At 38.8% G+C, this 14,724-nt stretch carries 26 protein-coding genes; 22 read left to right on the top strand and 4 right to left on the bottom strand.

The window, feature by feature from the left end:
• Positions 1-59: 59 nt before the first annotated feature.
• A complete protein-coding gene (locus FZF08_RS07355; RefSeq protein ID WP_159467999.1) occupies positions 60-266 on the bottom strand; it encodes a hypothetical protein in 207 nt (68 codons plus the stop codon).
• Positions 267-363: 97 nt separating this feature from the next.
• Here FZF08_RS07355 and FZF08_RS07350 point away from each other — a divergent pair, with 97 nt between their 5' ends.
• From FZF08_RS07350 to FZF08_RS07245, 22 genes are all read left to right on the top strand, one after another.
• Positions 364-966 (top strand): hypothetical protein, encoded by a 603-nt coding sequence (locus FZF08_RS07350; RefSeq protein ID WP_159467998.1) that lies wholly within the window; start codon positions 364-366, stop codon positions 964-966.
• A 176-nt stretch (positions 967-1,142) separates the two neighbouring features.
• Positions 1,143-1,799, top strand: a complete 657-nt coding sequence (locus FZF08_RS07345) for a hypothetical protein (RefSeq protein WP_159467997.1) — start codon at positions 1,143-1,145, stop codon at positions 1,797-1,799.
• Entirely contained in the window at positions 1,792-2,289 is a 498-nt protein-coding gene (locus tag FZF08_RS07340) for a DUF4494 domain-containing protein (protein WP_159467996.1), read from the top strand. Before FZF08_RS07345 ends, FZF08_RS07340 begins: the two co-directional genes overlap by 8 nt.
• 89 nt (positions 2,290-2,378) lie before the next feature.
• Positions 2,379-3,536, top strand: a complete 1,158-nt coding sequence (dnaN, locus tag FZF08_RS07335; RefSeq protein ID WP_159467995.1) for a DNA polymerase III subunit beta — start codon at positions 2,379-2,381, stop codon at positions 3,534-3,536.
• A 215-nt stretch (positions 3,537-3,751) separates the two neighbouring features.
• The gene (locus FZF08_RS07330; protein ID WP_159467994.1) at positions 3,752-4,039 is read left to right on the top strand and encodes a hypothetical protein; all 288 of its coding nucleotides are present in this window, start codon (positions 3,752-3,754) and stop codon (positions 4,037-4,039) included.
• 41 nt (positions 4,040-4,080) lie between these two features.
• Complete coding sequence (locus FZF08_RS07325; protein WP_159467993.1) at positions 4,081-4,623, top strand: hypothetical protein; 543 nt, start codon at positions 4,081-4,083, stop codon at positions 4,621-4,623.
• A 15-nt stretch (positions 4,624-4,638) separates the two neighbouring features.
• Positions 4,639-5,583: a DUF4373 domain-containing protein gene (locus FZF08_RS07320; RefSeq protein WP_159467992.1), complete on the top strand. Its 945-nt coding sequence runs from the start codon at positions 4,639-4,641 to the stop codon at positions 5,581-5,583.
• Positions 5,574-6,362, top strand: coding sequence for a hypothetical protein (locus FZF08_RS07315; protein ID WP_159467991.1), 789 nt, complete (start codon positions 5,574-5,576; stop codon positions 6,360-6,362). The genes FZF08_RS07320 and FZF08_RS07315 overlap by 10 nt, the downstream gene beginning before the upstream one ends.
• Positions 6,349-7,863 (top strand): replicative DNA helicase, encoded by a 1,515-nt coding sequence (gene dnaB / locus FZF08_RS07310; protein WP_159467990.1) that lies wholly within the window; start codon positions 6,349-6,351, stop codon positions 7,861-7,863. Before FZF08_RS07315 ends, dnaB begins: the two co-directional genes overlap by 14 nt.
• A 2-nt stretch (positions 7,864-7,865) precedes the next feature.
• On the top strand, positions 7,866-8,063 hold the full coding sequence (locus tag FZF08_RS07305) for a hypothetical protein (RefSeq protein ID WP_159467989.1): 198 nt from the start codon (positions 7,866-7,868) through the stop codon (positions 8,061-8,063).
• A 41-nt stretch (positions 8,064-8,104) separates the two neighbouring features.
• The gene (locus tag FZF08_RS07300; protein WP_159467988.1) at positions 8,105-8,581 is read left to right on the top strand and encodes a hypothetical protein; all 477 of its coding nucleotides are present in this window, start codon (positions 8,105-8,107) and stop codon (positions 8,579-8,581) included.
• The gene (locus FZF08_RS07295) at positions 8,574-8,873 is read left to right on the top strand and encodes a hypothetical protein (RefSeq protein ID WP_159467987.1); all 300 of its coding nucleotides are present in this window, start codon (positions 8,574-8,576) and stop codon (positions 8,871-8,873) included. Before FZF08_RS07300 ends, FZF08_RS07295 begins: the two co-directional genes overlap by 8 nt.
• A 28-nt stretch (positions 8,874-8,901) precedes the next feature.
• A complete protein-coding gene (locus FZF08_RS07290) occupies positions 8,902-9,132 on the top strand; it encodes a hypothetical protein (RefSeq protein WP_159467986.1) in 231 nt (76 codons plus the stop codon).
• 15 nt (positions 9,133-9,147) lie between these two features.
• Entirely contained in the window at positions 9,148-9,300 is a 153-nt protein-coding gene (locus tag FZF08_RS07285) for a hypothetical protein (RefSeq protein ID WP_159467985.1), read from the top strand.
• 312 nt (positions 9,301-9,612) lie between these two features.
• A complete protein-coding gene (locus tag FZF08_RS07280) occupies positions 9,613-10,383 on the top strand; it encodes a DUF5131 family protein (protein WP_159467984.1) in 771 nt (256 codons plus the stop codon).
• A gap of 163 nt (positions 10,384-10,546) precedes the next feature.
• Positions 10,547-10,948 (top strand): hypothetical protein, encoded by a 402-nt coding sequence (locus FZF08_RS07275; RefSeq protein WP_159467983.1) that lies wholly within the window; start codon positions 10,547-10,549, stop codon positions 10,946-10,948.
• Between the two features lie 53 nt (positions 10,949-11,001).
• Positions 11,002-11,223, top strand: a complete 222-nt coding sequence (locus FZF08_RS07270) for a hypothetical protein (protein WP_159467982.1) — start codon at positions 11,002-11,004, stop codon at positions 11,221-11,223.
• The gene (locus FZF08_RS07265; RefSeq protein WP_159467981.1) at positions 11,220-11,501 is read left to right on the top strand and encodes a hypothetical protein; all 282 of its coding nucleotides are present in this window, start codon (positions 11,220-11,222) and stop codon (positions 11,499-11,501) included. The genes FZF08_RS07270 and FZF08_RS07265 overlap by 4 nt, the downstream gene beginning before the upstream one ends.
• Positions 11,498-11,908, top strand: coding sequence for a YopX family protein (locus tag FZF08_RS07260; protein ID WP_159467980.1), 411 nt, complete (start codon positions 11,498-11,500; stop codon positions 11,906-11,908). The genes FZF08_RS07265 and FZF08_RS07260 overlap by 4 nt, the downstream gene beginning before the upstream one ends.
• A gap of 22 nt (positions 11,909-11,930) precedes the next feature.
• Positions 11,931-12,191 carry a hypothetical protein gene (locus FZF08_RS07255; protein WP_159467979.1) on the top strand — a complete coding sequence of 87 codons (261 nt, stop codon included), beginning with the start codon at positions 11,931-11,933 and terminating at the stop codon, positions 12,189-12,191.
• A 22-nt stretch (positions 12,192-12,213) separates the two neighbouring features.
• Complete coding sequence (locus tag FZF08_RS07250) at positions 12,214-12,663, top strand: hypothetical protein (RefSeq protein WP_159467978.1); 450 nt, start codon at positions 12,214-12,216, stop codon at positions 12,661-12,663.
• A gap of 32 nt (positions 12,664-12,695) precedes the next feature.
• Entirely contained in the window at positions 12,696-12,887 is a 192-nt protein-coding gene (locus FZF08_RS07245) for a hypothetical protein (RefSeq protein WP_159467977.1), read from the top strand.
• Positions 12,888-12,956: 69 nt separating this feature from the next.
• Here FZF08_RS07245 and FZF08_RS07240 read toward each other — a convergent pair whose 3' ends face one another.
• The 3 genes from FZF08_RS07240 to FZF08_RS07230 are packed head-to-tail and all read right to left on the bottom strand — an operon-like array spanning position 12,957 to position 14,716.
• A complete protein-coding gene (locus FZF08_RS07240) occupies positions 12,957-13,484 on the bottom strand; it encodes a hypothetical protein (protein WP_159467976.1) in 528 nt (175 codons plus the stop codon).
• Positions 13,485-13,499: 15 nt separating this feature from the next.
• Entirely contained in the window at positions 13,500-14,282 is a 783-nt protein-coding gene (locus tag FZF08_RS07235) for a DNA-formamidopyrimidine glycosylase family protein (protein ID WP_159467975.1), read from the bottom strand.
• Positions 14,282-14,716, bottom strand: a complete 435-nt coding sequence (locus FZF08_RS07230) for a hypothetical protein (RefSeq protein WP_159467974.1) — start codon at positions 14,714-14,716, stop codon at positions 14,282-14,284. The genes FZF08_RS07235 and FZF08_RS07230 overlap by 1 nt, the downstream gene beginning before the upstream one ends.
• Between the last annotated feature and the right edge of the window lie 8 nt (positions 14,717-14,724).

Below are 14,724 nucleotides of genomic sequence, written 5' to 3'. Positions count from 1 at the left end.
AAACAAGGTGGTGCGCTGCTGACTGCAGGTAGTCCCAGTTTTTCGTACAACGATTACAACTACGATAACTGTTGAAGAAAGATACCAAGCTCTTGTAAGGCAATTTTAGCCCGCTCGGTATCTTTCTTAGTCCATTTTCTTCCATCTAATCCGTTTAACTTTTTGCTTAAATAATTATCAGCATACTTATTATTTGGCCACATTCTCTTTGCTAGTCCAGAAAGGTTGATATCTGACTGATTTTTTAAGTAATTCTCTATATCCATATGCAAATGTACTTATAAAAAGTAAATAAATAAATGTACATTTTTATAATTAATGTAAAAGAAAAGATGTACATTTGTTTGTATTAATTTATGATATATGAGAAAGTTTAGGGAAATGCACGGTGAAACCAATACAGATCTTTTTAAAAAATGGGCTTCTATGCGTCAAAGAGTATTGTCTAAATGGAAAGGACGTGAGCATTATTTTGACAAGGGAATTACCGTTTGTTCAGAGTGGGAGGTTTTTACTGTTTTTCGGGACTGGGCGCTCGAAAATGGATATGAGCAAGGCCTTGAATTGGACAGAAAAGAAAATGATAAAGGTTACTATCCAGAGAATTGCAGGTTTGTTACCAAGATTGTAAATACTTCAAATAGGTCGAATACTGTAATGGTTGATTATGATGGAGAACTTATTTCACTAACACTTCTTTCTGAAAAATTAAAATGGCCAGTAAGTAAATACAATACCATCAGAAGAAGAATACATAATGGATGGGATTCTGGGAGCGCTATTCAAACACCTTTGAAAGTGGGAAATTTTGGACATAAAGGTTCTATTTCTGTAATAGACAGCTTGACGGGACAAAAATTTAATAGCGTCAAGGAAGCCGCTTTGCATATTGGGGTAAGTCGAAATCATCTAACCGCAATGCTTTCAGGGAAGCGTAGTAACAAAACGAATTTTGTCTACGAATAGCAGAATGGTCGGTAGTATTGCAGAGTATGCTCGAACAAGTTTCCAAAACCGATTTCCCTTTTGCGACAACCATTGTCAAAGAAAATCAAAGATTCGAATTTACCTGATTAATAAACAATCATTCACAATCTAATTTAAAACAAATATGGCCAGCTGTTACTTATCAAAAATTTGATATGAAAACTATAACAGACTTGAAAGGAAAGAAATTTGGCGACTTGGAGGTAATAAAATTCTCCGGATATAGCAATTCTAAAAAACCTCAGTGGGTTTGCGTATGCTCATGTGGAAAACAGATTTCGGTAAATGGCGCTGATTTGAAAGCTGGAAAATCTAAAACCTGCGGATGTAAAAGGGTATCAAATATCATAAAAAGATGCGTTACCCATGGTTTATCAAACAGGGTTTCTGGCAAAAACAGGCTTTACTCAATTTGGAAAGGAATTAAAAAGAGGTGTTATAACCAGAATGAGCCAGGGTATAAAAACTATGGAGGGCGCGGGATAACAATGTGTGATGAGTGGATGGATTACATGAATTTCCACTTGTGGGCTACAGGCAACGGGTATTCAGATATCTTATCGATTGAAAGAATTAGGGTCAATGAAAACTATTGCCCAGATAATTGCAAGTGGGCAACTACTGAAGAGCAAAGTAACAATACTCGTAGAACCATATTTTTAGAGCACAATGGAATAAGAAAGCCACTATCCTATTGGGCAAAAGACTTAGGAGTATCGCGCTCTGCCCTCTGGAATAGATTACAGCGCATGAGTTTTAGTGAAGCAATTATAAAACCTTACAGATCAACAAAACAACAAGTACATGGCTAGCTATTATTTAGTTAAAATTAGATTCCAGGCAGAAGACAGCGCGGGAAGTCTAAAAACGCATAACGAAGCATATTTGTTTGACGCAGTTTCCTACACGGAAGCTGAAGTAAACGGATATAAACGCATAACAACCGGTGCAAGTGATTTCAGTGTCACATCAATTACCCGCATGCGTCTGGCTGATCTTTTCACTTACGAAGATGGCGAAAAGTGGTTCAAAGCCAAAGTGATATACTTTTCTGTCGATGAAAAATCCGGCAAGGAAAAAAAGGTTGTTAATTATATGCTAGTGAATGCTGACGGCATTGATCAGGCATTACAACGAATCACCGAAAGTCTGCGCACCATGCTAATTCCTTACGAAACTACGGACATGAATTTGACGCCGATCCTGGATGTTTTCCCTTACACTGCGGAAGAAGAAGTGGACGAAATTCCGGCAAACATGCGGCCATTGTCTGAGGTGATGGCCGAGCGCGAAAATCTTTAACGTTGAGAGTAATATATGCCTTCGACATACTTCGAAATCCCGTTTGGGATAACCAGTAACGATTTCAAATTTTTTAAAATTTAAATATCATGCAAGCAACACTTGAAAAGACAATTGTGGCCAGGGTAGCCACAAAGGATCTTCGGAATGCTTTAAAAGTAATATCCAAGGTCATGAGCCGCTCACCAATTGTTCCAATGCTCGAATCCATAATAGTGGAAGTCAGAGATGACAGCCTTTTGATATCAGGATCCGATTTGATCACCGCCGTTTTGATCAAAGTTCCATTGAAGCAGGTAATGCAGCCAGGGATATTCACAATTGAGTTTGCCAGACTTAATAGCATCATCAAATATATAAGCGATGAGCATATTCAGTTTGAGGTGTCAGGTGAAGAAAAGCTTAAAAAGATCTGTATTAGCTGGACAGATGCATCGATCACGTTAAGAGAAGACTATACTTATTTAGAAATGCCAAGACTCCCCGCCGCAGGTGATGAAAATGGGATTTTCCAGATGGGTTTACACCAGCTGCGCGAAGGGCTAAAACTTTGTAAAAAGTCCACCTCAAGCGATAATCTCCGTCCAGCTATGACAGGAATTTACATTGACAGCTATGGTGAGCATGTGAAAATAGTTTCAACTGATGGCCACAGATTGACAAGGTATGAGACTGACATTCAGTTTAACTTTCCTTCGTTTATTGTCAACAAGGTATTATCTGATATTTTCGAAGCCAATCGTACTACCAGATCTGAGAATGTCGAAATACAAGTGGGCAAGGCGACCGCTTCGTTCATCTTTGACAACTGTACCGTTGTTACAAAGAAAATGGATGGTAGATATCCGGATTATGAAAACGCCATCTCTCAGGATGTTAAAGTCCACGTTAATGCACCATTAAATTTGCTTTTGAACCGGCTAGAATTAGCCAGGCTTATGAGCAACGAAGTGACTCACCAGGTTGAGTTTGAATTTTCGAAAGATGCTTTAAAAATAGCAACACAGGATTTCGATTACGATATTCAAACATCACAGGTTATGGCTGTTCAAACTATTTCTCAGGACACTGATATCATAATTGGTTTCAATGCAAAGCTGTTAAAACATTCACTTTCGGGGTACAGTGGGGATGTTGAAATCAAAGTGACTGCGAGTAACAGATGCGCACTATTTCATCCTAAAACTAAATACGGCAAATCGTTGACTATTCTTCTGATGCCCGTATTATTAAAAACTTACGATTAATAAAAAAATATTTATACTTATATTGTAAGTATAAATAAATATTAATTACATTTGCTTATCGCTCCAAAAGGCTGACTACTTTTTGAGTTACAACTCCAAGGATTGTACATTCCCGGAAGGGGGCAGTTGTGTGTTCTTGGCACACGATAGGACTAGTCATCCGCTGTCTCTTCCGGGAATTCCTGTTTTTATAGAACTCTCAAAATTACATTTTTATGTTCACAAGTCATATAAAAGTTGGCCAGCTCATCCAGATTAAAACCAAAGGAGGAGAGCCTCCATTTAAAGCGCCATCGCTTTTATTCACCGGAGAATTAGTTGATGAAGGAATATTAAACTTCAAAAACGGTTGTGTCCGTCTTTTATATTCCGGAGAAGTAGCCGTTCAAAACGATGAAGGAAAAGTTATTGGTTTTGAAAAAGGGCAGAAAGTACTAAGCATTCCCCGCTCGATTATTGAATCCGTTGAAGTATTCCGGAATAAGAGATCAACTTCGCTGTAAAAGGAGTACGTATAATTATAATCGTTAGGTTAAATTCGAATATGAAAATATTGGAGAAAGATTTGGAGAATATGTTATCAACTGATAACACCGAAATATTAATCCGGAGAGGCTTGACATGTTTTGACCATAAAGTAATTTTAAAGCAGGTTGATATGGGAGCATATGGAATTGCGGATGTTGTAGGGATTTCGTCAACCGATTTTCTCGGCGAGAATACTATACAAGTATCCATATATGAACTTAAAAAGGATCAAATAGGCTTTGGAGCATTCGGTCAAGCATGTAGATATGAAGCAGGATTGGTGAAGTATTTTCGAGAGAAATGTCTATTTGAGGACTATATGATTTCTTATTGTATCGTCCTGATCGGTGCTTCGATTGACCTTGATTCCAATTTTATCTTCGCAGCCGGGTCTTCATGTAGGACAAGTTGTTATACTTACTCAGTAGATATAGAAGGCGTTCATTTCGTGAGATCTAACTTTGAAGATTTCATCCCAACGAATCTCGTTGATGATGGATTTGGCGGATTGACCAATATGAATTTTCGGGATTTATTTCAGCAGGCCGTATCAAATTGAAAATTTAAAGCAATCATGCCAAGACCCACAAAAAATAACGCTGATTTTTTTGGTCACGATGGTGATATGCGCAACCATAGGAAAATAAAAGCAATACGTGCTAAATACGGACTGCCTGGATACGCCATTTGGACTATGTTTCTGGAAGTTTTGACCACCGCCGACGAGAATCGTTGGGTTAATAATGAACTTGAAACAGAGCTTTTAGCCGGAGACTTCGGAGTTTCTGTCACAGAAATACGGGATGTGTTGAGTTACTGTGTCAGGTTGGAACTTTTATTTGAACTAGATGGCAAAATATACAGCAAAACCTTAGATGAAAAGCTAAAAGCAGTATACGAAAAGCGAAATCTGTCAAGACAAAATTCTCAGCAGCAGGCGCGAAAGTCAGGTAAATTTGACAGAAATTCCGACTCTATCGGTGTTTCTGTCACAGAAACACCGCAAACTAAAGGTAAAGTAAAAGGTAAAGAAGAAAAAACATCTACTGACGTAGATGAAAAAGAGACGACAGCAGATTCTTCGTACGATGGTATTCCGGATTTCGTAAAAAATGAACTTCAAAAACTCGCAGACGATTTGAAAGAAAATCCTCTGGATCATCGAAAGCCTATACCAAGCTGGGAAGAAGTTGAAAAAATTTTTAAAATCGATTCTGATATTTTGACTGCGTGTAAAAAAAACGCACATGTATCTGAAAGTGAATATTTTGAATTGATTGATCGATTTGTTTCTGATCGCAAGGCAGAAAAACACGGAATCAAATCTGAAAGCGATATCAGAAGATATTTTACAGCTTGGATGCCAAAATTTATGCCGGTTTGGAGAGCTGAAAAAGCATCGCTTGCTAAATCAGAGCCCGAAAAAGGGAAAATACAAACTGCAGTTGAGACAACCAGGAAAGCCGTAAATCTTATCAGGGAACAGCGTGAAGCACAAAAAAATGAATCATGGAAATAACATCAACACGCTCACAAAGCATCACTTTCAAAATTCAGAATGATTTCCTGATGGAAAAATTATCTGTTTTTGAAAATCAGATTGTTGAATTATCGACGGTCTCAGATCGGAATCAAAAGTTGAAAGATTGTGATCTGCTTTCGCTGGCTGAAAAAATCAGTAACATCGCCACGATCCGTCTGGGGCTGAAATCCCGCGGTGACAAAGAGGAATTAGTTTTCATTCAAACCATCGAAGCGGATTGCGCCAAGTTTCCTTTCGCCACTCAAAATGAGATATTGAAAGCGCTGGAAATGGGCATTGACGGGCATTTTGATGAAGGCAAGGACATATTTTTTTCATCATCAAAGTTTGTCAGATGGATTAGGCTGTACTTCGATTCAATTCGAAAACCGGTGATGGTCAAGTTTGCTCAGCAGGCGGATAATGCCCCGTTGTCTGCGCCGGAAATTACTACTGCCGAAAGGATTTCAACTGCATCAAAAGTAGCGAACGGCTATGCCGATGCACGCAGGAAGGATCCTGCACACCGCGTGGATTTAGGTGATGTCCTGTTCCGGAATCTGGAATCATTGGGTGTTTACGAATTGGCCCCCAAAGTGAAGGAAACTATTTACCTGAATGTCAAAAAGAAGAATAAAGATGCTCCTGAGGAGTCAGTTAAAGGAATTTGCCAGAATACTGCCTACAATGATTTTATAGGGATGCTTGTCGAATTGGAGTTTATGCTGACAGAATCAGGCGAGCTTGTTAATCTAAATCAAAATGAATCGAACTGATACAAGACCAGATAATAAAACCCAAAGAAATTTTATAGTTGATAATTCGTTGGGGAAGTTGCCGCCTCAGGCAATTGACCTTGAAGAAGCGGTTCTTGGCGCTCTAATGATTGAAAAAGACGCCTTAACATCTGTCGTTGATATTTTAAAACCAAGTAGTTTTTATAAGGATTCTCATCAACGGATCTATGCAGGGATTCTCGAATTGTTCAAGGAGTCTGAGCCGATCGATATCCTGACAGTTTCAGCGAAACTTAGAAAGTCAGGTGAGCTTGAAATTGTAGGTGGAAAAACTGCCATCATGGAGCTTACCATGAAGGTAAACTCCGCTGCTAATATTGAGTATCATACCCGGCTAATAGTTGAATCGGCGATAAAAAGAGAGATGATTGGAGTTTCGTCGGAGATGCTTCGTAGCGCTTTCGAAGATTCAACAGATGTCTTTGAATTGCTGGATCATGCGGAACAATCCCTTTTTAAAATCACAGAATCAGGAATCAAGAAAAGCTATGAAAACATGGGCTCGTTGATCCGGAAGACGTTAGTTGAAATGGATTTGAAAAAGGGTAACGGGACTGGCTTGACGGGCGTTCCTTCGGGATTTACGGCACTTGACCGGCTTACTTCGGGATGGCAAAAGACAGAACTTACCATTCTTGCAGCTCGGCCCGGCATGGGAAAAACAGCTTTTGTAGTTTCTTCTCTGAGAAATGCAGCGGTAGAATTTAATATCCCTGTGGCGATGTTTTCGCTTGAAATGTCTTCGGTTCAACTCGTGAATCGCCTTATTTCCGCCGAAGCTGAAATTGACAGCGAGAAGATCCGAAAAGGACAAATGGAGCTGCATGAATGGGATAGAATGCATCTGAAAATACAGAGACTTCACAATGCTCCGATTTTCATTGATGACACTCCGGCGCTTTCAATTCTTGAATTACGGGCCAAGTGCCGCCGGCTTAAAGCGCAGCATGATATCCAGATGATTGTCATTGATTATTTGCAGTTGATGACAGCCGATTCAGGTGGGAAAGGAGCAGGAAACCGAGAACAGGAAATTGCAATGATTTCCAGGTCACTTAAAAATCTGGCAAAGGAATTGGATGTCCCTGTAATAGCTCTTTCTCAGTTAAGCCGTGCTGTTGAAACCAGGGGAGGTGAAAAGCGCCCACAGCTATCCGATTTACGTGAATCCGGATCCATTGAGCAGGACGCTGACGTCGTAATGTTTCTTTACCGTCCAGAATACTACGGAATAACTGAGGATGATGCTGGCAATTCAGTTCTTGGTACCGGAGAACTGATTTTGGCAAAAAACAGGTCAGGTTCTCTGGATACCGTAAAGCTGAAATTCACCGGAAAGTATACCAAGTTTTCGGATTTGGATGCGGCTTTTCAGACTCCCTTTGAAGCAGTAAATACCAAAATCCCTAATCCGGAAGCACAAAGAATTCACAACTATCAAAGAAACGAAGCTTTTAACAACATCGAACCCCCATTTTAACCATGACAGGAACATACAAAACAAATTACGGATCCAGCTATGAAGTTTTCAACGGCGAGATCATGCAAGGAAAAAGAAAAGTCTCACACCTGATGGCCAGATGTGTTTATCCGGAAGAGAAAAAAGGAGAAGCGTTCCCAGTTCAGGCAAAAGATATTGACCGGAATGTAAGGTTTGGTACCTGGGAATTGATGAAGTAAATGTCTAAAAATCCGTCTAAAAATGTCTAATTTTTTAAGTGATGAATGAAAAAACTATGCTTCCGCCCAAAATTCGATCATTAGTAAAAGAGAAAAGACCACTCAACGATAAAGAGAAAGCTCTTGCCCTAACACTTTCTGCCGCGGTCCATTATCTTATCAGATCGCTTGATGAGATGGAGTACACCGATCTGTACAAACACAAATTAAAACTTGTTGCCAAAGCTTTCACTTACGAGCTCGAAAACCATGCAAAGTCCAGCCTTTGGGGGAATGAAGTTGAAGGGACCGATCTGAACAAAGTCAATGATCAAATGGAAGATATCGTGCAAATGTTCGGTAATCTGCTGATGATCGGTTTATCCATGGGTGAAATTCATAAAGCTCAACAGACTTTGTTCTGGCAGGAAATGCAGAAGCAGTTTAAGCGATTTGATGTGCCGCTTATGCTTACTCCTGAGGGTGATTTGCATTTTATCAATCCTGAAACCTCAAAACCATCTTTCAATCATGTATGACGTTAATTGTCCCTACTGCGGCGCCGAAATAGAAATCTGTCATGATGATGGGTTTGGTTGCGAAGAAGATATCACTTACCAGCAGGAATGTCCTAAATGTGAAAACGGATTTGTTTTTACAACATCGATTTCCATCGATCACCAGGCTTACCCAGCTGACTGTTTGAATGGCGCTCCGCATGACTACAATCCGGTCATTACTTTTCCGAAAGAATACAGCAAAATGCGCTGCACCATGTGTGATGAAGAACGCACTCCAACGATTGAGGAAATGGCTTCAATCATGAAATAATCAACTACTATTAACCATAAGTTACAATATGAGAACAATCCCAATATCATCTACTGAACGGGTAATTATCACCAGATCGGAAATGCAAAATACCGTCCAATTTCAGATTAAAGAAACAAATGGGTGGGAAACGAAGTATAGAAAAGCCTACGATGGAAACTGGAAAGGCAATATCGTTCTGGATATCAAATCTTCTTACGAGGATGAAATTCGCCGGAATAAGCAGTACAAAAAGTCTAAACTTCAACCGTATCATTGATGGCACAGACTACTAATGGACGGATTAGAGATTTTTGTAATAGGAATGGCTTGTCTGTGGAATTCTACAATAAACAAGTTGAGAGCGGATTTAAGTGGTGTTATGGGTGTAATTCATGGCACCATCGTGCAGATTTCGGTTCAGATAAAAGCAGGTACGACGGTTTAACATCGGCATGTCAATCTTATAGAAATGAAACAGCTAAGATTAAATACAGCCCAAAGTTGAGGCCAAGCGCCGGAAGAAATTTTGTAAATGCGCGTGACGGGGACAAACGACAAGCTCGCAGACGAGTTAATTACTTGGTTGAGCAACGTTTAATTCCGCACCCCAATGATTTGCCTTGCGTCGATTGCCAACATATCTACACGCCGGGCGGTAAGCGCCATGAATATGATCATCACTTGGGGTATGATTCCAAATGTCATGAGAACGTTGAATCAGTTTGCTCTACCTGTCACAAATTAAGAACAAATCAAAATGGGAAAAATAAGTAATATTTCTTGGTGCGATGCCACATGGAATATCGCCCGTGGTTGTTCAAAAGTAGATGCGGATTGTCTTTTTTGTTACATGTTCAGGGAAAGTCTTAACGAAACGCGCTACAAACCCAAAGAGGTCGTGCGTACAAAAACTGTATTTAATCTTCCTCTGAAATTGAAGGATCCTTCGAGGATTTTTACAAGCTCCTTAACTGATTTCTTTCATCCGGAGATTGACTCCTATCGAAATGAAGCCTGGGATATAATTCGTAAATGTCCGCAGCACACGTTCCAGATTTTAACGAAAAGACCGGAAAGAATATTCAATCATCTGCCCGAAGATTGGGGTGATGGATGGGATAATGTTTGGCTTGGAACTTCGGTTGGAAGCCAGGCATCAGTCGATCGAATCGATATTCTTGAACGTGTTCCGGCGAAAACCAAGTTCGCAAGTTTCGAACCATTACATGGAAAAATAACAGAAGGATTCCGAGGCGCATTGGACTGGGTAATTATTGGTGGAGAAAGTGGTAATGATAGCGGGAAATACAGATACCGCCCATGCTCCGTCGAGTGGATAGAATATTTAGTTGAAGCCTTTTCTGATACGCACAGTAATATGTTGCTTGGCGCTGATACAAAGATTTTCGTAAAGCAGCTTGGGACATACCTCTCCAAGCAACTGGGATTAAAAGACCGGCACGGAGGAAACATGGATGAGTGGCCGGAATCATTAAATCATTTAAAACTTAGAGAATTTCCATCATGAAATCATTCCTCGATATTTTAAACGAACTCGCAAAAGAAAATTCCTGCGATTCCTGGAAGTATTATTTCGAAAGCAATAAACGATCGGAACGAAGTATCCGGGAGTTTTGCGAGGAAGCAGCGAAGAGATTTTCAAATCAAAAACTTTAACAGATTAGCACTTTATGTATAGAATAGAAGCATGGCATCCCGACATTAATAAAATGGGCGGATGCGGATTTTCAATAAAACTATTTAAGGAATTTAAAGAGAAAGTTGCAAAAACCGATTTGACACAAGAAAAAATTGATATCGGTATCAAAAACATGTCTCCGTATTGGTTTCAGTACCATGGTTATACAAATACCGAATACGAAAGGATTTCTGTTAGATGGGGTGAGTTTGGTCCTGAACATATTACAGTTCCAGGCAATGCCTGTGGCTTGGATAAATCTGATTTCATGTGTGACGACGACGAGATGCTTTTAACTCCTCACAATGTTGATAGCCTCCGGCAAATGAGCTTGCTGCTTACGGTATTTTGTTGGGTGGAAAATATGATTTACCTGCAAACCTTAAAGATCTAAAATAACACCCCTCTTATTCTTGATTTGAGGGGTAAAACTAAACTAAGAGAAATATGAAACTGAAAGACAATCAAAAATTGCTATTAGAGGCCGCAGCGATCGACCTGATCTCCGAAATGAAAGAGAGCTTGCCTGTTGATTCCATGAAAAAGGCAGCACTCGATATTTTTACAGATAATGGACAGCTTCAAGTTCAGATTATCGTTACGCGTGAAGAATCTGACTTCATGGAATATTTTACCACAGAGGAACAATCAAACTTTATTGACGAATGAAACTAAAAGACATAAAAGAATTTTTAGAGACGCTCACTGACGAACAGTTAGAGCAAGATGCTGTTATCATGGGTGATCAGGACATGGGCTTTCCTGGCGGACCAATCACTATTAGCCCATTTGATGAAGACCACTGGTACAGTGAATACGGGGCTTTTTCTGAAAGCTCAATAAGCGAAGAAGAGTTTCAAGAATATCTTGAATATCAAGGCCAAGATGCCCGGGTTGTTTTTGAGGCTGGTAGTGTCTTTTTTCACTTTGATGATTCTGAAAGATGAAAAGAGAAATAATATTCAGAGCAAAGTCTGTTCATAATGGAGAATGGGTTTACGGAAATTTCATCCACTCAAAACGATTCGCTGGATGTGGAAATGAATTCAGAATCCACAATCCCGAAACCGGTTTGGAATCGGATGTAATACCCGAAACGGTTGGTCAATTCATAGGAATGGAAGACATTAAAACCATTGCGATCTACGAAGGCGACATTGTTCAAGAATATGTTATGGAGGATCGTTTTGAAATCGTTTTTTCAGATTACGGAAACTGGGGAATGAAATCAAATTATCCCATTTTAAAGGATATGGAGTATGAGACAATAGATCCGTCGTATGCTTCGACGACACTGAGAATTATAGGAAACATTCACGAAAATCCTGATTTGATAACATCACAGCAGAAATAGACAGGCTAACCAAATTGAAAGAATGAAAGAATTAACGCCTGAACAAATCTGGCTATTTAAAGATTATTTTACCGATATACACAAAGATGGTCACGAAATTAAACCTATGCCGGACAATGTAAAATTGACCGTATGGTGTGACAATGGTGGTGATGAAGCTGGCTATTTATACGATGTTACTACTAACGAAATGGGATTGGAAGCTCTAATTGCTCAGAGCTGGATACCGCATAAGAAGTTAATCGAATTGGCAAGAGAAAAATTTTATACCTCGTTTATATGACCCATATCAAGTAATAGTGAGTATGACCAAGAGAGAAAAACGCCAACTGATTTACGATAAGTTTGACGGAAAATGCGCCTATTGTGGATGCGATTTGAACGGAAAATTTCACATTGATGAAATAGAACCGTGCCGTAGAAAGCAAAAGATGATTCCAGCCCATTGGACAAATGGGAATCCAACGACAGAAAATGATACTTCCACAGCATTTGTAACTTCAAGATGGGTAAATGATGGATTTGAAAATCCGGAAGCTTTTAGAATTGAGAATCAAAATCCATCTTGTGCTTCCTGTAATATTAATAAGCATTCAATGTCACTTGAAGAATTTAGGAAACTCATTGCTGGATTTATGAAGCATCTAAATGAAATCAACACTCAGTACAAGATTGCGAAGCGGTATGGACTGGTATCCGAAACAAATGAAGAAGTGAAGTTCTATTTTGAGCTTTACGAAGAAGACAGAATTTAATGGTTTCTGAAAGAACAAAAACCGAAAAATACATGAGCGAAAAAGATAAGTTAAAAGCCATTTTTTTGAAGCACATTACTCTTAGCTACGAGTATCGGAAGAAAAACGGGGCGTATGAAAAAGACAAAACAATGCTTTGCGAACTTGTTAGTGAAGGCATAATTTATCTTCACTTGAAAAATAATACTACCGCCTATTATGTATTAACAAAAAAACCGGAATAGCAAAACGCTAAACCGGTTTTATCATTCTTCCGAAGATTTCCAACTAAAACAGTTATTTCCTATTATTTCTCATAAATATTTACCTACAACTTCAAGATATAATGTAGGGTCGCCATAATAAAGGTTTTTCAAGGCCAGGTAATATTCCACCATTTTGTCCTGACTTTCAAATGAATCAAGAATCTCGATTGGCTCATTTTTGTCGAAATAATTGAAGACAGCAGTTATTAAATCAATTGTTTTTTCGAATTTTTTCGAACCTTCATATTTAACGGTTTTCGCAAAATGTCCGTAGAAGTAGTCAAAATGCGTGATTATGAATCGTGAATCTTCATTCTGCGTAATCTGGGCATGAAGATAATACTGCACTACTTTCTGGTAATTGAATATTAAATACCAGAAAATGTCATCAATAGGTTTTTCTCCGGAGAAGAAATCAAAAAAATGTGGATGGCCAATATATTCACGAATTGTTTCGGAAAATGCATTTAATGATTCGATTTCCGTCGGCATATCATTTTTGCCGGCCACAAAATGTATATCGGCTTCCGGATCCATTTCGGATGGGGTAGGTAAGGCGTAAATATTTTCATGCATAATTTTGTATTCGTTTTAATATTGAATTTGACTTTCGGTATAATAAGTTTTAGACTGTCCGATTTTACCGATAATTATTTCTTCTCCATCCATTGTATGGGTGAGCTTCGAATTGTGTACAAAGCGGTGTTCTTTATTTTTCATCGCAAATATATCTTCCGGATCCTGTCTCTGTTCTATCGCTTGTGAAGCGGCATTTGTAATTTCTGGAATTGCGTCAAACAACTCCTTAACTTTATCATCTGGAACTCTTTTACTGATTGAAAACGGTGAAATCTTTACATTCCACAAGATTTCATCAACATATGCATTTCCTAAGCCTTTAATCTTATTCTGGTCGGTTAAAATTTGTTTAATTTTTGAATTAGAATTTGATAAGAGGGATGCTAGATAAGACAAAGTAAAATGATTCGACAACACGTCGGGGATTCCTGTTGATTCTGGATTCAAAATTGACCTGGCCTGCCCCATGTTATCAGTAACACATATTCCACCACCATTGCTAAACATAATGTTAAAAATAGGATTGCTTATTTTTTCATCCGTTGGTAGCAAATACATTTTGCCCGTTAGCATCAAATGGATTCCAATCACATTCCCGTTGTCAAGATGAAATTGAATTTCTTTCCCATCTCTGTCAACCTTTTTGAGGACTGCGCCTTTTACGGCTTCGCGAAATTCATCTTCCGGGACATTGAGCTTTTTAGTCCATGGAAATTCGATTTTATTGATTTTTTCTCCCTTAAAATATTCCTGAAGGGTTTTAGCAATTACATTCAGTTCTGGTATCTCTGGCATTATTGTAAAATAGGATTGTAAACAGTTCCGTCTAAATTTATTCGTACAGTTTGATATGGTTCAGTTGTAAACAATCTTGCAGTTAGCTCAACATCCATGTATGTTTCAGCTGGTATTATTTTCTTTTCTTGAACACCCGAATTATTTAGCCATGTTATTCTGAAAATTTGAAATGGCGCCGGAGCAAGGTAAATGTATGATCCATTGGCAAAACAAAATCCGCCATCACCTTCTTTGATTTGGTCTAGGCTATCTCCCCATATTAAATCAGCATATATTTTAATGGATCCATTATCATCTAAATAGGTGCCGTGGATAAAGCTTCTGCCGCATTTAAAATCCCCCAGTTCAGGATCCCAGAGTTCATAGTATTCGATTTCACGCCCAAGGCATTGAATTAGTGTATCCGAGTCAAGGTTAATGAATCCATGCATTATTAGAA

It is taken from the genome of Dyadobacter sp. 3J3, assembly GCF_009801115.1.
GTDB lineage: Bacteria > Bacteroidota > Bacteroidia > Cytophagales > Spirosomataceae > Dyadobacter.
This window is presented reverse-complemented; position numbering and strand designations above follow the sequence as displayed.